This is a genomic window from Arthrobacter sp. NPDC057013 (genome assembly GCF_042674585.1).
Taxonomy (GTDB): Bacteria; Actinomycetota; Actinomycetes; order Actinomycetales; family Micrococcaceae; genus Arthrobacter.
The window spans coordinates 767,452-786,952 of record NZ_JBHUSE010000001.1; the positions used below are offsets into that span (position 1 = coordinate 767,452).

General features: G+C 69.2%; 22 protein-coding genes. 14 read left to right on the forward strand and 8 right to left on the reverse strand.

Annotated features, from left to right (window positions below):
* Window positions 1-37 precede the first annotated feature (37 nt).
* The 3 genes from thiS to ACFTSA_RS03620 all read left to right on the forward strand — a co-directional run bounded on the left by thiS (window position 38) and on the right by ACFTSA_RS03620 (window position 1,813).
* The gene (gene thiS, locus ACFTSA_RS03610; protein WP_377949684.1) at window positions 38-274 is read left to right on the forward strand and encodes a sulfur carrier protein ThiS; all 237 of its coding nucleotides are present in this window, start codon (window positions 38-40) and stop codon (window positions 272-274) included.
* Between the two features lie 5 nt (window positions 275-279).
* A complete protein-coding gene (locus tag ACFTSA_RS03615) occupies window positions 280-1,074 on the forward strand; it encodes a thiazole synthase (RefSeq protein WP_377949686.1) in 795 nt (264 codons plus the stop codon).
* Between the two features lie 64 nt (window positions 1,075-1,138).
* On the forward strand, window positions 1,139-1,813 hold the full coding sequence (locus tag ACFTSA_RS03620; protein WP_377949687.1) for a 4a-hydroxytetrahydrobiopterin dehydratase: 675 nt from the start codon (window positions 1,139-1,141) through the stop codon (window positions 1,811-1,813).
* A gap of 12 nt (window positions 1,814-1,825) precedes the next feature.
* On the opposite strand, the gene ACFTSA_RS03625 is transcribed toward ACFTSA_RS03620, so the two are convergent.
* From ACFTSA_RS03625 to ACFTSA_RS03635, 3 genes are read right to left on the reverse strand one after another with little or no spacing between them, the layout of a single operon-like run.
* Complete coding sequence (locus ACFTSA_RS03625; protein ID WP_377949689.1) at window positions 1,826-2,128, reverse strand: hypothetical protein; 303 nt, start codon at window positions 2,126-2,128, stop codon at window positions 1,826-1,828.
* A gap of 8 nt (window positions 2,129-2,136) precedes the next feature.
* Window positions 2,137-2,361: a DUF3107 domain-containing protein gene (locus tag ACFTSA_RS03630; protein ID WP_377949690.1), complete on the reverse strand. Its 225-nt coding sequence runs from the start codon at window positions 2,359-2,361 to the stop codon at window positions 2,137-2,139.
* Window positions 2,362-2,417: 56 nt separating this feature from the next.
* The gene (locus tag ACFTSA_RS03635; protein ID WP_377949692.1) at window positions 2,418-3,104 is read right to left on the reverse strand and encodes a TetR/AcrR family transcriptional regulator; all 687 of its coding nucleotides are present in this window, start codon (window positions 3,102-3,104) and stop codon (window positions 2,418-2,420) included.
* A 66-nt stretch (window positions 3,105-3,170) separates the two neighbouring features.
* Between ACFTSA_RS03635 and moeB the strand changes: the two genes are divergently transcribed.
* On the forward strand, window positions 3,171-4,370 hold the full coding sequence (gene moeB, locus ACFTSA_RS03640) for a molybdopterin-synthase adenylyltransferase MoeB (RefSeq protein WP_377949693.1): 1,200 nt from the start codon (window positions 3,171-3,173) through the stop codon (window positions 4,368-4,370).
* A 50-nt stretch (window positions 4,371-4,420) separates the two neighbouring features.
* Here moeB and ACFTSA_RS03645 read toward each other — a convergent pair whose 3' ends face one another.
* Together ACFTSA_RS03645 and ACFTSA_RS03650 are read right to left on the reverse strand one after the other, a co-directional pair.
* Window positions 4,421-5,107 (reverse strand): hypothetical protein, encoded by a 687-nt coding sequence (locus ACFTSA_RS03645; protein ID WP_377949695.1) that lies wholly within the window; start codon window positions 5,105-5,107, stop codon window positions 4,421-4,423.
* 96 nt (window positions 5,108-5,203) lie between these two features.
* The gene (locus ACFTSA_RS03650) at window positions 5,204-6,556 is read right to left on the reverse strand and encodes a glutamyl-tRNA reductase (RefSeq protein WP_377949696.1); all 1,353 of its coding nucleotides are present in this window, start codon (window positions 6,554-6,556) and stop codon (window positions 5,204-5,206) included.
* A gap of 158 nt (window positions 6,557-6,714) precedes the next feature.
* Between ACFTSA_RS03650 and hemE the strand changes: the two genes are divergently transcribed.
* Entirely contained in the window at window positions 6,715-7,809 is a 1,095-nt protein-coding gene (gene hemE / locus ACFTSA_RS03655; protein ID WP_377949697.1) for a uroporphyrinogen decarboxylase, read from the forward strand.
* Window positions 7,810-7,815: 6 nt separating this feature from the next.
* Window positions 7,816-9,306 carry a protoporphyrinogen oxidase gene (hemG, locus tag ACFTSA_RS03660; protein WP_377949699.1) on the forward strand — a complete coding sequence of 497 codons (1,491 nt, stop codon included), beginning with the start codon at window positions 7,816-7,818 and terminating at the stop codon, window positions 9,304-9,306.
* Between the two features lie 376 nt (window positions 9,307-9,682).
* Here hemG and ACFTSA_RS03665 read toward each other — a convergent pair whose 3' ends face one another.
* Window positions 9,683-10,243 carry a hypothetical protein gene (locus ACFTSA_RS03665; protein ID WP_377949701.1) on the reverse strand — a complete coding sequence of 187 codons (561 nt, stop codon included), beginning with the start codon at window positions 10,241-10,243 and terminating at the stop codon, window positions 9,683-9,685.
* Window positions 10,244-10,379: 136 nt separating this feature from the next.
* Here ACFTSA_RS03665 and ACFTSA_RS03670 point away from each other — a divergent pair, with 136 nt between their 5' ends.
* The 8 genes from ACFTSA_RS03670 to hemL all read left to right on the forward strand — a co-directional run bounded on the left by ACFTSA_RS03670 (window position 10,380) and on the right by hemL (window position 17,907).
* The gene (locus tag ACFTSA_RS03670; protein ID WP_354258211.1) at window positions 10,380-10,544 is read left to right on the forward strand and encodes a hypothetical protein; all 165 of its coding nucleotides are present in this window, start codon (window positions 10,380-10,382) and stop codon (window positions 10,542-10,544) included.
* A 74-nt stretch (window positions 10,545-10,618) separates the two neighbouring features.
* The gene (gene hemQ, locus ACFTSA_RS03675) at window positions 10,619-11,320 is read left to right on the forward strand and encodes a hydrogen peroxide-dependent heme synthase (protein WP_331575767.1); all 702 of its coding nucleotides are present in this window, start codon (window positions 10,619-10,621) and stop codon (window positions 11,318-11,320) included.
* Window positions 11,317-12,552, forward strand: coding sequence for a ferrochelatase (locus ACFTSA_RS03680; protein ID WP_377949702.1), 1,236 nt, complete (start codon window positions 11,317-11,319; stop codon window positions 12,550-12,552). Before hemQ ends, ACFTSA_RS03680 begins: the two co-directional genes overlap by 4 nt.
* On the forward strand, window positions 12,549-13,547 hold the full coding sequence (gene hemC, locus ACFTSA_RS03685) for a hydroxymethylbilane synthase (RefSeq protein ID WP_377949703.1): 999 nt from the start codon (window positions 12,549-12,551) through the stop codon (window positions 13,545-13,547). The genes ACFTSA_RS03680 and hemC overlap by 4 nt, the downstream gene beginning before the upstream one ends.
* A 14-nt stretch (window positions 13,548-13,561) precedes the next feature.
* On the forward strand, window positions 13,562-14,419 hold the full coding sequence (locus tag ACFTSA_RS03690; RefSeq protein WP_377949705.1) for a uroporphyrinogen-III synthase: 858 nt from the start codon (window positions 13,562-13,564) through the stop codon (window positions 14,417-14,419).
* A 42-nt stretch (window positions 14,420-14,461) separates the two neighbouring features.
* Window positions 14,462-15,442: a porphobilinogen synthase gene (hemB, locus tag ACFTSA_RS03695; protein ID WP_377949707.1), complete on the forward strand. Its 981-nt coding sequence runs from the start codon at window positions 14,462-14,464 to the stop codon at window positions 15,440-15,442.
* Window positions 15,439-16,533: an LLM class flavin-dependent oxidoreductase gene (locus tag ACFTSA_RS03700; RefSeq protein ID WP_377949708.1), complete on the forward strand. Its 1,095-nt coding sequence runs from the start codon at window positions 15,439-15,441 to the stop codon at window positions 16,531-16,533. The genes hemB and ACFTSA_RS03700 overlap by 4 nt, the downstream gene beginning before the upstream one ends.
* A gap of 42 nt (window positions 16,534-16,575) precedes the next feature.
* Entirely contained in the window at window positions 16,576-17,907 is a 1,332-nt protein-coding gene (hemL, locus tag ACFTSA_RS03705; RefSeq protein WP_377949709.1) for a glutamate-1-semialdehyde 2,1-aminomutase, read from the forward strand.
* Window positions 17,908-17,999: 92 nt separating this feature from the next.
* On the opposite strand, the gene ACFTSA_RS03710 is transcribed toward hemL, so the two are convergent.
* Both ACFTSA_RS03710 and ACFTSA_RS03715 read right to left on the reverse strand, forming a co-directional pair.
* Entirely contained in the window at window positions 18,000-18,737 is a 738-nt protein-coding gene (locus ACFTSA_RS03710; protein ID WP_377949710.1) for an amino acid ABC transporter ATP-binding protein, read from the reverse strand.
* Complete coding sequence (locus ACFTSA_RS03715) at window positions 18,734-19,498, reverse strand: amino acid ABC transporter permease (protein WP_354258232.1); 765 nt, start codon at window positions 19,496-19,498, stop codon at window positions 18,734-18,736. Before ACFTSA_RS03715 ends, ACFTSA_RS03710 begins: the two co-directional genes overlap by 4 nt.
* Between the last annotated feature and the right edge of the window lie 3 nt (window positions 19,499-19,501).

Below are 19,501 nucleotides of genomic sequence, written 5' to 3' on the forward strand. Positions count from 1 at the left end.
TGACCCGCGTCACATTTGACCCGAACAAGGAACCAGCATGAACATCACTCTGAACGGTATCGATCAGGAAGTAGGCGAGGGCGCCTCGGTCACCTCGCTCGTCAGCCAGGTCACGGGGCGCCGCCTGTCCGCCAACGGACAGGCCGCCGACGGCCAGCGGCTGGGCGTGGCGGTGGCGCGCAATGCAGCCGTCGTGCCGCGCAGCCAGTGGCACAGCACCGCCCTCGCCGAGGGCGACGAGATCGAACTAGTCACGGCAGTCCAAGGAGGATGAGCACGATGGCAGAAACATTGGTCGAAACAGCAGACAGCCTGGTCATTGACGGGGTGGAACTGACCTCTCGGCTCATCATGGGCACCGGCGGCGCCCCGAGCCTGGACGGCCTCGGCTCAGCGCTGGTCGCCTCCGGCACCCAGCTGACCACCGTTGCGATGCGGCGCTACTCGCCGGCCGAAACGGGCTCGCTCTTCCAGCTGCTGGTGGACCACAACATCCGCGTGCTCCCCAACACCGCCGGCTGCTTCACGGCGCGGGACGCCGTCATGACGGCCGAGCTGGCCCGTGAGGCGCTGGAGACCGACTGGGTCAAGCTCGAGGTCATTGCGGATGAGCACACGCTGCTGCCTGACGCGGTGGAGCTCGTGGACGCCGCCGAGCAACTGGTCAACCGCGGCTTCAAGGTCTTCGCTTACACCAACGACGATCCCGTCCTGGCACTCCGGCTCGAAAATCTGGGAGCCTCGGCCGTCATGCCGCTGGGAGCACCGATCGGCACGGGCCTGGGCATCCTCAATCCGCACAACATCGAGCTGATCGTGTCGCGGGCCTCCGTTCCCGTGGTCCTGGACGCAGGGATCGGCACAGCCTCGGACGCGGCACTGGCCATGGAGCTCGGCTGCGACGCCGTGCTGCTGGCCACCGCCGTCACGCGCGCGCAGAACCCCCCACTCATGGCCGAGGCCTTCAAACATGCTGTCGCCGCCGGTAGGCTGGCGCGTGCGGCCGGGCGGATCCCGCGCCGTGAGCATGCCCTGGCCTCGTCGGCCATGGAGGGCCGGGCCGAGTTCCTCTAAGCCCGGCAAATCCCTGGCGGCCCGGCGGCGGCAGGCTCAACAGGTCCTGCTTAGGAAGTGCACCGTGGCCGCCAGGGAAGACATCCTCACCCGACCCCAGATCGACGAAGCGCTCGCGGGCCTTCCGGACTGGCGTTACCGGCAGGGCGGCCTGGTCACCGTCTATAAGACGCCGACGGCGGCGGCTGCGCTGGAGCTGATTGCCGCCGTCGGGCGTGTGGCAGAGGACATGGACCATCATCCGGACCTGGACTGGCGCTACAACCGGGTGTTCATCCGGTTCAGTTCCCACGACGTCGGTGGCGAGGTAACCACGCGGGACACGAGGGCCGCGGCAACGGTCAGTGCGGCCGCGTCGGCGGCCGGCGCCGAGGCCCAGCCCGGCCTGTACCGGTCGGTGGACATCGGCATTGACACGGCCGACGCCGCCGAGATTTCCGAGGTCTGGCGCGTGGCGCTCGGTTACCGGAAGGGCCGGTTCGGCGACCTCGTGGACCCCTACGGCCGCGGCCCCGGGGTGTGGTTCCAGGAGACCGCAACCCCCAACGACAACCGCCTGCATTTGGACGTTCACCGCTCGAAGGCCGAATCGGCACCCGTCCTGGAGAAGACGGCGGCAACCGGGGCCTTAATGAACAGTGACCACGCACCCAATTGGGTGGTGGTCACTGATGCCCAGGGGAACCGGCTGTGCCTGTGCACCGAGGAAGGCCATGGGCCCGACCTCAGCGGGTCTTAGATCTTCGGGGTCCTAGATCTTCAGGGCTGCTGTCAGCCGATGCGTGTCCTGTTTGGCCCGCGCACGGCCCAGGTAGACAGCCACTGCGAGGGCGGCAACGGTCCCGGCCACCATGGGAAGGACCCACGGCAGCCACGTCAGGCCCGGCTGGTAGCCCAGCCCTGCCCAGATGCAGATGATCCACGCCAGCATCCCCACCGCGACTGCGGTGCCCGCCGGCAGGAGGATGCCGTACTTGGTGTGGCGGCGGTCATTGGCCCAGACGATGAATCCGGCAGCGGCAGTCACCAGGAGCACGATGACGAGGGACAGCACGGCCCGGCCTACAGTGCGCCGAAGCCGACCCGGCGCACTTCCTCTGCGCCGATTTCGACGTAACCCAGGACGTTGGCCGGGATGATGACCTGGCGGCCCTTCTCGTCGTTCAGGCGGAGCTCGCTGCCCTTGGCGATGGCCTCGGCCACTACTTTGGCCACGGCGTCAGCATCCTGAGCCGATTCCAGCACAATTTCACGGCCGACGTTCTGAATGCCGATCTTTACTTCCACAGCAAGGCCTCCCAGCCAGTCAAGGTTGAAATTTCAAAGGTAGTTTCAGTTGTAGTCTAGGTCTCTTTGGGGAAGCGAGAGATTCCGCGCCAAGCTAAACGGTAAATGAGGTCACTGGCCACATCGAGGTCGAGGTTGCCGTCCGTCTCGAGCCAGTAGCGGGCACTGACCTGGGCCATGCCCGCCAGCCCCCGTCCCAGGAGCTGGGCTTCCAGCAGCGGCAGCTTGGTGTCCTCGGCGATGATCCGCGCAATGGCCTCGGCGAACGTCTTGTTGAACGTCTCCAGGCGAGAGCTGACATCGGCGTCGTTGATCAGGTCGGACTCGAACACGAGCCGGTGCGCCTGGTCGTCGCTGTCAATGAAGCGGAAGTAGGCGCGCATCACGGCCTGCACGCGCTCCTTGTTGTCCGTGGTGGAGTTCATGGCTCCGAGCATGAGCTCGGTCAGCGCCTCGAGGTGGGCGTCCAGCAGCGCAAGGTACAGCTCACGCTTCGACGGGAAGTGCTGGTACAGCACAGGCTTGCTGACGTGGGCCGTTTCGGCGATCTCGTCCATGGCGGCGCCGTGGTAGCCGTTGGCGACAAAAACCTCCTGGGCTGCGGCCAGCAGCTGGGCCCGGCGCTCGTCGCGCGGCAGCCTGGCGGAGCGCTGGCCGGCGGAGCGGGCCTGGCCGGGATTGGAATGCGCGGCCTGAGTTCGATCAACCGGTGCATGATGAACCACTGTTGGCCTTCTTTCCATTGCAGTTAACTTCACTTTACCCGGGGGTAATATGACCGCGCGGTATCTTCAGGCATACATTGAAGTATGGCTTCTCCGTCCACCGCAAATACAGTCCGCACGCACCCGGGCCCCCTGGTCGATCCCGCGCCCGGGCTTTCCACCGAAGAGGTGGAGCGGTATTCCCGGCACCTCATCATTCCCGAAATCGGGGCCCTCGGCCAAAGGCGCCTGAAGAACGCCCGCGTGCTGGTCATCGGCGCGGGCGGCCTGGGCGCTCCGGCGCTGCTTTACCTCGCCGCCGCAGGCGTGGGAACCATCGGGATCATCGACGACGACGCCGTGGACCTGAGCAACCTGCAGCGGCAGGTCATCCACGGCGTCCACGACGTCGGCCGTCCCAAGATCGAGTCCGCCCGGGACGCCATCGCGGAGCTGAACCCGCTGGTGGACGTCCGGCTGCACAACGTCAGGCTCGACGCCTCCAACGCCTTGGAGCTCTTCGCCGGCTACGACCTCATCCTGGACGGTGCGGACAACTTCGCCACGCGCTACCTGGTCAACGACGCCGCCGCCATCCTCGGCAAGCCGTACGTGTGGGGCTCGATCTTCCGTTTCGACGGCCAGGTCAGCGTCTTCTGGGAGCAGCACGGGCCCACCTACCGGGACCTGTATCCGGAGGCGCCGCCGGCGGGTTCCGTACCGTCGTGCGGGGAGGGCGGCGTGTTCGGCATGCTGTGCGCGGCGGTCGGATCGCTCATGGTGACGGAGGCCGTCAAACTGATTACCGGCGTCGGGCGTTCCCTGCTGGGCCGGGTGGCCCTGTACGACGCCCTGGGCGGCAGCTGGCGCGAGATCCGGGTGTCCAAGGACCCCGACGCCCCGCGGGTCACCGAGCTCACCGACTACGAGGCTTTCTGCGGCATCGCCCCGGCCGAGACAACCGACACGGAACACACCGTGACGGCCACGCAGCTGGCAACGATGCTGGCCTCGCGGCAGGCGGGGCTGAAGGACTTTGACCTCGTGGACGTGCGTGAATCGGGGGAGTTCGACATCGTCCGGATCGACGGCTCGGTGCTGATCCCGCAGGGGCGCATCCTGTCCGGCGAGGCCTGGGGCGAGCTGCCCCAGGACAAGGACATCGTGTTCCACTGCAAGGCCGGGACAAGGTCCGCAGCCGTACTGGCCGCCGCCCGGAAGGCCGGCTACCAGCGCGTGAGCCATCTGGACGGCGGCATCCTCGCGTGGGTCAGGGACGTGGAGCCGCAGAAACCTGTGTACTGAGGGAAACCTTCCGGGGGACATGTCCGTGGTTGGCACGGGTCAGAGCAGGCTCACGGGGACACCTTCGCCACCGTTAACAGCGGCAGGGCGAGGGCCTGTGGGGCGTTGTCCTCCAGGCCCGTGTACTCGATCTCCATGGCCACGGAATCGTGCGGAGCCAGATAACTGATCCAGACCTGTTCGGTGGCTCCGGCGGCTATCGTGCCGGGGCCGCGGTCGGCGTCCTGCGGGGCCACTGTGATGCCGGAAGGCAGCAGCTTGAGGCGCAGCTGGCCCGGGCTGAACAGGACCGGCTCGGGCCGGACATTGGTGAGCGCCACTTCGAGCACGACGACGTCGCCCCAGGTGAAGTTCCCGGGTTGCGGCCAGCCGGAGTCCAGGAGGGGGTCGCCGTGGTGGTCATCCACTCTGCTGCCCTGCCGGCTGGATACGCGCTGGATTCCGGGCTGACCGGCTGCGGCGGCCCGCCGCGTACCGTCCGTGACCTGCGATACCGCCGAGGCGAGCGGAGTGGCAGCGGGCTGGCCCTGTGCATCAAGCCTGGCCAGGCGTCCGGCGTCCACGAGTGACAGTGTGCCGAAGGCCGTGGAAAGCCCCGCTCCGCCGCCGGGTCTGCTGCGGGACACAATGCCGTAGGTCCCGCCGCCTACCAGCAGAAGTGCTCCGCCTCCCAACAGAAGTCCGAATTGCCGCCGGCTCAGAGGGGCGATGGCAGGGGCCGGTGAAGGAAAATTCATGACTGCTCCCCAATTTGGATTTCACGGGCAACGTCAATGCTGCTCGGGAAGCCTATGGAAAGCTTGCGGGGTCCTATTTGTCAGGACATATGCCGGTTAGGCGGTGTTCCTGCGTGACTCATCTTCCTGCGGCAGGTTGCCTTCGGCGACGGCGCTGTGGTCCACGGGGCACTCGGCCTTGGAAGCGGCGGCCGGCTGCTCCACGGTGATGCCGTACAGGGTTTCCAAAGCAGCGACGTAGTCGTCCTGCTGGCCGTTGGAGGCCAGTTCGCGCGCGCGCACCGTCGGGACATGGAGCAGCTGCTTCACCATGCGGCGGAGCGCGAACTCCACCTCCTCGGCAGCGGCGGTGCAGCCGTGGCGGGCCCGCACCTTTTCCATCTCCGCGTCCAGCACGCTCATGGTGTGGCGGCGGAGGGCCACAATGGCCGAGTCCACGGACCGCGCCTCGCGTTCCTGTTCAAACGCCTGGGCGGCGCCGGAAACCATGGTGCTGGCCTGGGCAAGGGACTCCGCCTGCTCCTGGGGCGCCGCGAGCCGCACGGACTCCAGCGTCAGCAGCTCCACGCCGTCGAGCTCTCCGACGGCGGGATCAAAATCGTGGGTGAGCGCCAGATCGATGGCGATCAGCGGCTGGGCGGAGCCGGCGCGGACGTGGGCGAGCTCGTCGGCTTCCACCCTCGTGTCCGAGCCGCTGCACCCGATCATGACGTCGGCAGCCGCGACGGCGGCGTGCAGGGAGTCGCCGTCGAGGGCGGTCCCGCCCCGCGTTGCCACGAAGGTGGCCGCGCGTCCCGACGACGAGAACACCGAGATGTCGCGGCAGCCGCGTTCGCGAAGGAGCGCCATGGTGGCGCCGGCGTAGGCGCCGGTGCCGAACACCACGACCTTCTTCTTCGACCAGTCGGTCTCTTCGGAAAGGTCGGTGGCGAGGTCGAGTGCCACCGAGACGATAGACAGGCCGCGGGAGCCGAGCGCCGTCTGCGCGCCGACGTCCTTGGCGGTCTTGGAGGCAGCCTGGAACAGACGGACCAGCCCGGCGCTGGCCGTGCCTTCATGCTGGGCGGTGATCAGGGCCCGGCGCACCTGCCCGGCGATTTCACGTTCGCCGACCACCGCGGAGTCGAGCCCGGAGCTCACTGCGAAAAGGTGCTTGGCGACCTCGGGGCCGGTGTTCGTGCTGAACGACCGGGACACCAACTGCTCGCTGAGCCCGCTCGATTCGCTGATCTGGCCCACCAGGGCAGCGCGTGCGGCCTCCACGTCGTCGGCGTGCGGCGCCTCGCCGTAGATTTCGTAGCGGTTGCAGGTGGCAAGGACAACCGCGCCCTTGACCGCCGGCGAACCGGCGAGGGCGGACGTGGCAATGCCAGAAGAACCGTTGCTCAGCTGAGCAACGGTTTCGAGGTCGATGTCGGCGTGTGTAGCCACCAATGAGAAAAGAACCACAGCAGGACAATCATAGCTTTTTCGCACCGGCGTAGAACAACCCTTCAAACGGATAGGGGCTTCCGGCGCCTGTGATTCTTGCCACCGGCCGACGCGGCCGCCGCGGGATGACACGCTGTCGTTATCTTTTGGGGGCGAATTTGGGCACAATCAAAGGCATGACTTCTAGCGCTTTAACACCCGCCGGTACCGGACTCGACGCAGGCCACCCGCTTCGCGACGGACGCACTGCGGACTCTCCGCTCATCACGGCGTACCGCGGCGGCACGCCCAGCCGCCGTCCGGTGTGGTTTATGCGCCAGGCGGGGCGTTCCCTGCCTGAGTACCTGAAGGCGCGCGAGGGCGTCGCCATGCTGGACTCCTGCCTGCGGCCCGAACTTGCCTCGGAAATCACCCTGCAGCCGGTGCGCCGGCACGATGTTGATGCGGGCATTTTCTTCTCCGACATTGTGATACCGCTGAAGCTCGCCGGCGTCGGCGTCGACATCGTGCCCGGTGTCGGGCCGGTCCTGGACAAGCCCGTGCGGACCGCCGCCGACGTCGCGGCCCTGCCCCGCCTCACCGAGGAGTCCCTGGAACCCATCAGGGAAGCGGTCCGGCTGACCGTGGACCAGCTCGGCAAGACCCCGCTGATCGGCTTCGCCGGCGCACCCTTCACGCTGGCCGCCTACATGGTGGAGGGCCGGCCCTCCCGCGACCATCTTGGTCCGCGCACGATGATGCACGCCGACCCGGAGACCTGGACGGCGCTGGCCAACTGGGCCGCGGACGCCTCCGGCCTGTTCCTGCGCGCCCAGCTGGAGGCCGGTGCCTCGGCCGGCCAGCTGTTTGACTCCTGGGCGGGTTCACTCGGCCTGGCGGACTACACCCGCTTCGTCGCCGCGGCCTCATCCCGCGCGCTGGACCACGTCCGCGACCTTGGCGCCCCGCTGGTCCATTTCGGTACCGGCACCTCCGAACTTCTCGTGGCCATGCGCGACGTCGGCGTGGACGTCGTCGGCGTGGACTACCGGCTGCCGCTGGAGGAGGCCAACCGCCGGCTGGGAGGCACCGTTCCGCTGCAGGGCAACATCGATCCGGCGCTGCTGTCCGCCCCGTGGGAGGTCCTTGAGGCGCACGTCCGCGAGGTCATCGCGTCGGGCGCGGCAGCTCCCGGCCATGTCCTGAACCTCGGCCACGGCGTGCCGCCGGAAACGGACCCGGACGTCCTGACGCGCGTCGTCGAACTCATCCACTCCATCTCTCCGGAGTAGAGGGCCGTGGCTGCGGGCAGTCAGCCGGCTTCCGGACGCACGGCGCTGGTGGTGGGCGGCGGCATCTCCGGGCTCCTGGCCGCCCGGGAACTGGCCCGGGCAGGCTTCAAGACCACTGTGCTGGAAGCTGCCGGCGCGTGGGGCGGCTGCGTGGGCCGGCATGACGTCGCCGGGCTGACCCTGGACAGCGGTGCCGAGTCGTTCGCCACACGTTCCACTGCGGTGGCCGACCTGGCGGCCGAACTGGGGCTGGGCGGGCATATTGTTGCCCCGCGGCCCGGCGGTGCCTGGGTGCAGCTGCCGGGCGGACCTCGTGAACTTCCCAAGACCGGCGTGTTGGGCATCCCGGCCAATCCCTGGGATCCGGAGGTCCGGCGCTCGCTGGGCCTGGGCGGCTCGCTCCGCGCCTCGCTGGACAAGCTGCTGCCCGCCTCCGTAGGGACCACCGCCGAGGTTTCCAGCGTGTCCGCGCTGGTGCGGGCCCGGATGGGACGCCGCGTCCTGGAACGGCTGGTGGAACCCGTGGTGGGCGGCGTGCATTCTGCTGATCCCGGACTGCTCGACGTCGATATGGTCGCCCCCGGGCTGCGCGCGGGCATCACCCGGCACGGTTCGCTGGCGGCCGCTGTGGCCGCCCAGCGCAAGGGGGCCGAAACCCGGGCCACGCGAGCGCTGGGTTCCGCAGCGCAGACTCAAGGCAAACCCGCCAAGGCGGGCTCCGCCGTCGCCGGCCTGCGGGGCGGCATGCACACCCTCGTCACGGAGCTCGTGGCGGACCTCCGGGCACGCGGCGTGCGGCTGCTGGCCGGTACGGCGGCCACCGCCGTTGCGCGCACACCGCATGGCTGGGAGGTATCGGCGGGGGAGGGAAGCTTTGCGGCCGACGTCCTGGTGGTCGCCCTGGACGGGCCGTCCGCCGTACGGCTCCTCGGGGAAGCGGTCCCCGCCCTCGCCGGGCACCAGCCCGGACCCGGACCCCTGGTCAAGCTTGTGACACTCGTCGTTGATCTCCCCGCGCTGGACCGGCGGCCGCGCGGCACCGGAATCCTGGTGGCGCCGCAAACGGAGGGAATCCGGGCGAAAGCCCTCACCCACGCCACCGGCAAATGGGACTGGGTGGCGGAAGCGGCCGGACGCGGCAGGCACGTGCTGCGGCTCTCATATGGGCGCAGCGAGGGCGGATCCGCCGTTGCGGCCGCTGCTGGGCCGGGGCCGGAACCGGCGTCTGACGAAGAACTGCTTGACATGGCTTTGCAGGATGCGTCAGCGCTGCTGACTGTGCCCGTCACACGGGAGGCGCTGGTGGACTGGGACGTTGTCAGCTGGGCCGGAGCCCTGCCGTTTGCCGCTGTGGGCCACCGCCAGCGCGTTGCCGAAGTGCGGCAGGTGTGCGCGGGCATTGACGGGCTACTGCTGGTGGGCGGCTGGCTGGCCGGCAATGGGCTGGCCGCTGTGGTGGCCGACACGAAAAAGCAGCTCGCCGCCTTCCTGGCGTAGCGCGGCCGCGCCTGGCGCGGGTCGCCCGCAGACAGGTTCCCTGCCCCCGCGATACCTGCTGGCTGGCCTGACCGCAAGTTTTCCCCGGCGCGAAAATGTGTTTAGGGTCGATGACTATGGTCAATCAGAAGTCCGATGGTTTTCGTTCGCTGACTGGTTTCCATGGGGGTCTTCGGCGCGGCACGGCAGCAGCTGCGTTCGGAGCGGTACTGGTCTTGTCCGCAGGTGTGCCTGCATCCCACGCTGCTGCCTCCGAACTTCCGGCGTCCGACCTGCTGGGGGATTCGGGCCAGTCCGGCACTGCCGGGACGGGGCTCAGCGCCACCGTAGATGCCGCCGGCCTTGAGGCCTGGGCGGCGGCCGCGCTGTCCAACGATCACAGCCCGGGTGATCGCAGCAGGGATGATCGAAGGTCAGGGGAACCCCGGCCCTCGGAACAGCCCTCGCCATCGGTGCCGCCGTCGCTGGCGCCCGTGGTCCCGATTCCGACGCCGGATCCCTCAGTGACCATCTCAGCCGGTCCGGCGCCCGCCGTTCCCGTGCCTTCGCCTTCTGTTCCGGTCCCGTCCGTTCCGGTTCCGACCTCGCCGGTTCCCTCAGTTCCGGTCCCGTCAGTGCCGCTACCGACCACTCCCGCCCCGTCATCTCCCGCACCGGCGTCCCCCGCCCCGGCGCCAAGCCCGTCCGGAAGTTCGGCGCCGGCCCCGACCCGGTCGGCGAGCCCGGCAGCCCCGTCCTCGCAGGGAACGGCATCGCAGCAAACGGCATCGCCGTCGGGAACGGCAGCAGGAACCGGAGGCTGGTCCGGGTCCTCAACCGGCACCGGCAGCACGCCTGCCGGCACGGCCCCGGGCACTGCCCCCGGAAGCACCGGGACCGGAACTGCCGGGTCCCAGGCGCCGGCGGGCGGCGGCTCGGTAGACAGTGCAGCTGCCACGGAAACCCCCTCCGCGGACGGCACCCCGTTCGCGGAGATCGCGGGGCTGTCAGGCGGAGCCGGCCTGCGGGGCCGCTCGGCCGCGGGCGTAGCCGGCGGTGTCTGGGGTTCCGCGGAGCTTTCGGGACCCAACAACATGGCCACGATCAGCTCGCCCTTCACGCGCGGACCGGCCGAAAGCGCTGTCATGGGCGTTTCGCGCAGCGGCACCATTGAGCCTCAGGTGTGGTGGGGAGCAGGGCTGCTGGCCCTTGCCGGCGCGGCAGGCGTGGCGGCGGTCCGGATCCGGCGGTCGCTGTGAAATAAACCACTTCTACGCGGTGTAGAAGTTGAGTTTTTCGACTTAGGCCGCATCGAAGGGGCAGGATAGTAACCATGAGCCACACTCCTGCCGAATCTGTCACTAAAACCGAAGAATCAGCCGAGCAGTTCTTCACCCTCTGGACCGTTTTCAAGCGCTCCGCCGAGGTCCTCCGCAGCGCCGATGCTGCCGAGGACTTCGACGCCCTGGTGGCGCGCCTGGCCGAGGGAGGGGTGACCCACCGCGGAAGCTACGACGTTTCCGCGATGCGCGCCGATGCCGACGTCATGGTCTGGCTCCACGGCCCCAAGCCCGAGGCCCTGCAGCAGGCCATCCGTGACATCCGCCGCAGCAAGCTGTTCGCAGGGACCGAACTCGTCTGGTCGGCCATGGGCGTCCACCGTGAAGCTGAGTTTGCCAAGAACCACACCCCGGCGTTCTCCCGCGGTGTCGAGCCGGCCGAATGGCTGTGCGTCTACCCGTTCGTCCGCTCCTACGAGTGGTACCTGCTGCCGGACAACGAGCGCGGCAAGATGCTGCGCGACCACGGCCTGCTGGGCCGCGACTTCCCGCAGGTCATCTCCAACACCGTGTCCTCGTTTGCCCTCGGAGACTGGGAATGGATCCTCGGCCTGGAGGCACCCGAGCTCGTAGACCTCGTGGACCTGATGCGGCACCTGCGCTCCACCGAAGCGCGCAACCACGTCCGCGAGGAAATCCCGTTCTACACCGGCCGGCGCATCACCTCCGGCGAGATCGCCGAGGTCCTCGCATGAGCCCGCTGGATCCCCAGGAAGGCGTCGTGAACCCCGTCACCGAGGCCGGCCGGATGGCGCCCAAGGAATACGACGGCATCCTCCTGGCCTCCTTTGGCGGCCCCGAAGGCCAGGACGACGTCATCCCGTTCCTTCGCAACGTCACCCGCGGCCGGGGGATTCCCGATGAGCGCCTCGAAGAGGTGTCCCACCACTACCGCGCCAACGGCGGCATCAGCCCCATCAACCAGCAGAACCGCGAGCTGAAGGCAGCCCTGGAAGCTGAACTTGCGGCCCGTGGCATCGAGCTGCCCGTGCTGTGGGGCAACCGCAACTGGGACCCGTACATCCCGCAGACGCTCCAGGACGCGTACGACGCCGGCCACCGCCGGCTGCTGATGCTCACCACCAGCGCGTACTCCTGTTACTCCAGCTGCCGCCAGTACCGTGAGGACATCGGCATGGCCCTGACCGAGACCGGGCTCGACGGCAGGCTGGAAGTGGACAAGGTCCGCCAGTACTTCGACCACCCAGGCTTCGTGGAACCCTTCATTGCCGGGACCGCCGAGGGAGTCGCCAAGGTGCGCGAGCAGCTGGCCGCCGCCGGTAAACCTGACGCCCCCATCCACGTCCTCTTCGCCACCCACTCCATCCCCACCCGGGATGCCGTGGCCGCCGGACGTTCCGGGGATGAACCCCGCGAGTTCGCGGAGGATTCCGCCTACGTGGCCCAGCACCTCGCCAACGGCGCAGAGATCATGCGCCGGGTGGAAGCCGATTCCGGCCTGTCCGCCCCGTGGTCCCTCGTCTACCAGTCCCGCTCCGGCGCCCCGCACATCCCGTGGCTCGAGCCGGACATCAACGACGCCATCGGGGACCTCGCCAAGCAGGGCGTCGCGGGCATCGTGATCGTGCCCCTGGGCTTCGTCAGCGACCACATGGAGGTCGTCTGGGATCTCGACACCGAAGCGCTGCAGACCTGCCAGGAGCTGGGCCTCGCCGCCACGCGCGTGCCCACGCCTGGGACGCACCGCCGTTTCGTCGAGGGGCTCGTGGAGCTGATCTGCGAACGCACCGTGGCCAACAACGTCGCCGACCGCCAGGCCGTCACCGGCCTGGGCCCCTGGTATGACGTTTGCCGTCCGGGCTGCTGCGAAAACTTCCGCGGCGAAAAGCCCACTATCGCCGGCGCCGACACCACCGTCGGCCAGGGACATGATCCCTACCCGGCCGCCGGACAGGACATGAAGTGACGGTACGGATCGGCACTAGGGCGAGCAAGCTCGCCCTGACCCAGACGCAGCAGACCGCCGACCGGCTGGCCGCCGTCGGGGGTTTCGACGTCGAACTCGTCCATGTCAGGACCGACGGCGACGTCCTCACCGGCTCGCTGTCCCAGATGGGCGGAACCGGCGTCTTCGTCGCCGCGCTGCGCGACGCGCTGCTGCGCAACGAGTGCGATGTCGCCGTCCACTCGCTGAAAGACCTGCCCACAGGTTCCGCCCCGGGCCTGGCGCTGGCCGCAACCCCGCCCCGGGTGGACGTCCGTGACGTGCTCTGCGCCCGGGACGGCCTTAAGCTGGCAGACCTGCCCAAGGGCGCGCGCGTGGGCACCGGCTCGCCCCGCCGGGCCGCGCAGTTGCGCGCCGTCCGCCCCGACCTGGACATCGTGGACATCCGCGGCAACGTGGACACCCGGCTGGGCCGGGTGCCCGGCCTGCCGGGCAACGCCACAGACGCGGTGGTTGACGGGAAGTCGTGCGACCTCGACGCCGTCATCCTCGCTGCCGCCGGGCTGGAGCGCATTGGCCGCCTCGACACCGTCACCGAATACCTGGAGACGGACGTCATGCTCCCGGCGGCCGGGCAGGGATCGCTGGCCATCGAATGCCGCACCGCCGAGGCCCCCCGCCGTGCCGGCTCCACCGAGGGGTCCCAAGGCGTGCTCGCCCAGGCGCTGGCCGCCCTCGACGACGCCGACACCCGGCTTGCGGTCACGGCCGAACGTGCGCTGCTGGCCCGGCTCGAGGCTGGCTGCGCCGCTCCGGTGGGCGCCTACGCCTACCGCAAGGGCAGCATGCTCCACCTGGAAGCCGTGGTGTGTGCCGTCGACGGCACCGCCTCGGTCCGCGACAAACGGGCCACGGACGGACTCACCGAAGTGGGCGCCACCCTGCTCGGAATCGAACTGGCCGAGGTCCTGCTGGCAGCGGGGGCTGCGGATATCGCGGACCTGACGGCGTCCTGACCGCAGCCGGCCGCATGGGAACGACGAACGGACAGTACCCGGCGGGCGGACGCCCGCTGGAAGGGTGCCGCGTCCTGGTGACGCGAAGCCCCGACCGGTCCGGACCCCTCGCGGAGGCGCTGCGGCAGACCGGCGCCGTTCCCCTGCTGCTGCCCCTGACGGCCGCCGAACGCGCCCCGGACCAGGCCGCGCTGGACGACGCCTTTGATGCGCTGGGTGCGGGCCGCTATGAGTGGCTCGTGGTCAGCAGCGCCACCACCGTCCTGGCGCTGCAGGAAAAGGCGGCAGAGCGGGCCGTGGAACTGCGCGACTGGCTTCCGGCCGGCATCCGGGTCGCCGCGGTTGGCCCCGCCAGCCGCAGGGCGCTCCAGGCAGCCGGGATCGACGTGCACTTCGAGCCGCAGCATGACCACTCAGCGGCCGGGATCGTCAGCGGATGGCCGGGCGGTCCCGCGGACGTGCTGCTCCCGCAGGCCGACATCGCCGCCCCGGCACTATCCCGAGGACTGGAGGCTAAAGGCGCCCGGGTCCGCACCGTGGTGGCCTATTGCACGGTGGACTTCCCGGCCGAGCCGGCGCGGCGCCTCAGCCGGACTGTTGCTGACGGCAGCGCCTCGCTGCCGCTGCTGACGCCCGCCGAAGCGAAAGCGGAGGTCGACGGCGGCACGCTGGCCGCCGTCGTCGCCTCCTCACCCAGCGCCGTGAGGCGCATTGGCGCAACCCTGGCGCCCCTCGGCTCCTGCCGTCTCGTGGCCATCGGCCCGGCCACGGCGGCCGAGGCGGAAGCCCTCGGACTCGCGGTGGCAGCCACGGCCCGGGAGGCCACGCCGGAAGGGCTCGCCGCCGCCGTCATCCGGGCGCTTGCCCCCTAAGCATCCACTCATCAACAGCAGGCCCACAGTGAAGGACAGGACATGAGCTTTCCGCACCACCGCCCCCGGCGGCTCCGCACCACCCCCGCCATGCGCAGGCTCACGGCCGAGTACCGCCTCGCCCCGGCAGACCTGATCCTTCCGGCGTTCATCCGTGAGGGCCTGTCGGAACCCAACCCGATCGTCTCCATGCCGGGCGTCGTGCAGCACACGACGGACACCCTCAAACGGGCAGCGGCCGAAGCCGTGGAACTGGGCGTCGGCGGCATCATGCTGTTCGGCATCCCGGAGACCCGGGACGCGGAGGGAACGGCGTCCCTGGACCCGGACGGCGTGCTCAACAAGGCCATCCGGGACGTCCGCGCGGAGGTGGGGGACAGCCTCGTGGTGATGAGCGACGTCTGCCTCGACGAATTCACCGACCACGGCCACTGCGGCGTCCTCGACAGCGACGGCTATGTGGACAACGACGCCACGCTGGAGATCTACGCGAAGATGGCGGTGGCCCAGGCCGACGCCGGCGCCCATGTGCTGGGCCCGTCCGGAATGATGGACGGACAGATCGGCGTGATCCGCCAGGCCCTGGAGGACTCCGGCCACGTGAACACCGGCGTGGTGGCCTACGCCGCGAAGTACGCCTCGGCTTTCTACGGCCCGTTCCGGGAAGCAGTGGACTCGCAGCTCAAGGGCGACCGCAGGACCTACCAGATGGACGCAGCCAACCGCCGGGAGGCCATCCAGGAGGTGGAGCTGGACCTCGCCGAGGGGGCGGACATGGTGATGGTCAAGCCGGCCATGAGCTACCTCGACATCCTGGCCGACGTCGCTGACATGAGCCCCGTGCCGGTGGCCGCCTACCAGATCTCCGGCGAGTACGCCATGATCGAGGCGGCCGCGGCGAACGGCTGGATCGACCGGCGGGCTGCCATCACGGAGTCGGTCCTCGGCATCCGCCGCGCCGGGGCCAACCTGGTCCTCACGTACTGGGCCAGCGAAATCGCCGGCTGGCTCAAGGAATCATGATGCCGGCCGCGCGCCAGCCCGCCGGACCCACCGCTCCGGTGGGTCCTGGGCGGATCCTGCTGGGCCTGAACACGTTCGGCGACGTTGGCGTGGACGGGACAGGCGAGCCGAAACCGCATGCCCGGGTGCTGCGGGAGCTGCTGGACCAGGCGGTCCTGGCTGACGCCGTCGGCCTTCATGCTTTTGGGGTGGGGGAGCACCACCGCCGAGACTTCGCTGTGTCCGCCCCCGAGGTGTTCCTGGCGGCCGCCGCCGCCAGGACCACCAGCATCCGGCTGGGCTCGGCGGTCACCGTGCTCAGTTCCGACGACCCCATCCGCGTGTTCCAGCGCTTCTCCACCGTGGACGCGCTGTCCGGCGGCCGCGCCGAGGTGATGCTGGGCCGCGGCTCATTCATCGAGTCGTTTCCGCTGTTCGGCCTGGACCTGGCGGACTACGAGGTGCTGTTTGAGGAGAAGCTCGAACTCTTCGACAGGGTGCGGGCACAGAAGCCGGTGCACTGGGAGGGGCGCACGCGGCCTTCGCTGGCCGGGCTGAGCGTCTACCCGCCGCTGGAGCACCACCTGCTGCCGGCCTGGATCGGCGTGGGCGGCACCCCGGAGTCCGTCCTGCGGTGCGCGCAGTACGGCTACCCGATCATCTTTGCCATCATCGGCGGCCAGCCCCGTTCGTTCGCCCCGCTGGTAGACCTGTACCGCGAAGCGATGGCCAAGTATGGCCAGCCCATGCAGCAGATCGCCACCCATTCGCCCGGCCACATTGCCGAGACCGACGAGGCGGCCCGCGATGAACTCTTTCCGCACTGGCTTGCCCAGCGGAACAGGATCGGCGCCGAACGGGGGTGGGGCCCGGGGAACCGCCGCGAGTTCGACGCCATGTGCGGACCCGAGGGCGCGCTGTACGTAGGGTCTCCCGAGACGGTGGCGCAGAAGATTGCGCTGCTCAAGCGGAACCTTGGTGTGGACCGCTTCGACCTGAAATACGGCAACGGCACGCTGCCGCACGAGTCCATGATGCGCTGCATCGAACTCTTCGGCACCGTGGTGGCACCGCGGGTGGCCGAGCTCCTGACCGGCAACCCCGTCCGGTGACGCTGTCCGGCGACACTCCCGCAGACTGAAAGAATGGGACCCATGACTTCCAGTACCCCTCGCAACGAGGAACTTTTCGACCGCGCCCGCCAGCTGATGCCCGGCGGCGTGAACTCCCCGGTCCGCGCCTTCGGTTCCGTCGGCGGCACGCCCCGCTTCATGGTGGCGGCCAGGGGCCCGTACCTGACCGACGCCGACGGCAACGACTACGTTGACCTGGTCTGCTCCTGGGGCCCGGCCCTGCTGGGGCACGCCCACCCGGCCGTCCTCGAAGCCGTGCACGCCGCCGTGGACCGCGGACTCTCCTTCGGAGCGTCCACCCCGGATGAGGCCAACCTCGCGGCCATCGTCAAGGAACGCGTTTCCGCCGTCGAACGGCTCCGCATGGTGTCCACCGGAACCGAAGCCACCATGACGGCCATCCGGCTGGCCCGGGGCTTCACCGGCCGCAACCTGGTCATCAAGTTCGCCGGCTGCTATCACGGGCACCTGGACGGGCTGCTCGCCTCCGCCGGCTCCGGCGTAGCCACCCTTGCCCTGCCCGGTTCCGCCGGCGTCACGGCAGCCACCGCTGCCGAGACCCTGGTGCTGCCCTATAACGACCTCGACGCCGTCGAGGCGGCCTTCGCCGAGCATGGGCCCAACATCGCCGCCGTCATCACCGAGGCCGCGCCCGCCAACATGGGCGTGGTCACGCCCGGCGAGGGCTTCAACGCCGGCCTTTCGCGGATCACCACAGCCCACGGCGCCCTGCTGATCGTCGACGAGGTCCTGACCGGCTTCCGCACCGGCTACTCGGGCTACTGGGGGCTCACCGGGGGCGCCGCGGACGCCACGGAACAGTGGACCCCGGACCTGCTGACGTTCGGCAAGGTGATCGGCGGGGGCATGCCGACGGCGGCCCTCGGCGGCCGTGCCGACGTCATGGACCACCTCGCGCCGCTCGGTCCTGTCTACCAGGCCGGCACCCTGTCCGGTAACCCGGTGGCCATGGCAGCCGGCGTCGCCACCCTGACGCACGCCACCCGGGACGTGTACTCCTTCGTGGACGCGCGGTCGCTGGAACTGTCCGGCGCCCTGTCCGCGGCCCTGGACGCGGCAGGCGTGGACCACTCCATCCAGCGCGCCGGCAACCTGTTCTCGGTGGCCTTCGGCACGTCCGAGCACGGCGTCCACAACTACAGCGACGCACTGAAGCAGGAGTCGTTCCGCTACGCGCCCTTCTTCCACTCCATGCTGGACTCGGGTGTCTACCTCCCGCCGTCCGTCTTCGAGGCCTGGTTCCTGTCCGCGGCGCACGACGACGCCGCGATGAACCGGATCTTCGATGCACTGCCAGCCGCAGCGGAGGCCGCCGCCGCGGCGAAGGCCTAAACCGCCGTCGGGCTTTTCCCTCACAAAAAAACTCTGGCACCCGCCGCGGCGGGTGCCAGAGTTTTTTGCTGTTGCGGGGTTCCGGGCGGCCTCTAGAGGACGTCCGAGAGGAAGCCCTGCAGCCGCTCGGTCCGGGGGTTTTCAAAGACCTGCCCGGGCGGGCCCGACTCCACCACCACGCCGCCGTCCATGAACGTCACGGTGTCCGAGACGTTGCGCGAGAAGCCCATTTCGTGGGTCACCACCACCATGGTCATGCCGCCCTTCGCGAGGTCCGCCATAAGTGCCAGGACACCCTTGACGAGCTCGGGGTCGAGGGCGGAGGTGGCCTCGTCGAAGAACATGACTTCCGGCTTCATGGCGAGGGCACGGGCGATCGCCACCCGCTGCTGCTGGCCGCCGGAGAGGGTGGCGGGGCGGACATCGGCCTTGTGCTTGAGCCCGACGAGGTCGAGCTGGCTCAGGGCCTCCTCGCGCGCCTGCTCCTTGGGCAGCTTCCGCAGCTTGCGCAGGGCGAACGCGACGTTTTCGCCGACGCTCTTATGCGGGAAGAGGTTGAACTGCTGGAACACCATGCCGATCCTGCGCCGCAGCTCATCGGGGTTTTCCTTCAGGACCGATTTGCCGTCCAGGAGGATGTCCCCGGCGTCCGGTTCGATCAGACGGTTCATCACGCGCAGCAGGGTCGACTTGCCGGAACCGGACGGCCCGATCACCGACGCGGTGGTGCCGGCCGGGACGCTGAGGTCGATGCCGCGGAGGACCTTGTTGTGCCCGAAGGCGAGATGGACGTTTTTCGCTTCGAGCGAGCCTGACGTGAACGTGCTCATGAGTGGGCTCCCTTTCCGACGACGGCCGCGGCCTCGTCCGGTTCCATCTTCTGTGGCCGGCCCGTGCGCAGGCGCGCGTCGATCCAGTTGACCAGGTGCGTCAGCGGGACGGTCATCGCCAGGTAGAACACGGCGGCCGCGACGTAGCCGGACAGGTTGCCGCTGCGGGCGGCTGCGTCCTGCCCGATCTGGAACAGCTCCCGCTCGGAGGCCAGGAGCCCCAGGGTGAAGACCAGCGAGGACTCCTTGATAAGCGCGATGAACTGGTTCACCAGCGCCGGGAGCACCCGGCGGATGCCCTGCGGCACCACGACCATCCGCAGCGAGGGGCCGTAGCCGAAGCCCAGGGCCCGTGCGGCCTCGAGCTGGCCCTTGTCCACGCTCTGGATGCCGGAGCGGAAAATCTCCCCGATGTAGGCGCTGGACATGAGCGAGAGCGCGGCGATGCCCATGGGGTATGGGCTGGTGACCCCGGTCAGCTCGCGGAAGATCGGGCCGAATCCGAGGCCGATGACGAGGATGGTGAGAACCGCCGGGAGTCCACGGAACACGTCCGTATACACCCGGGCGGCCCACCGCGCCACAGGATTACGCGAGATGCCCATCAGGGCCAGCACCATGCCGGCCACGCAGCCAATGATGCCCGAGACGATTGCGAGGACGAGGGTGTTGGGCAGTCCGACCGAGAACATGGCCGGGAGTACCTCGGCGATGGCCTTCCAGTCGAGGAAGGTTTCGGCGAGCCTGTTCAGATAATCCATGTG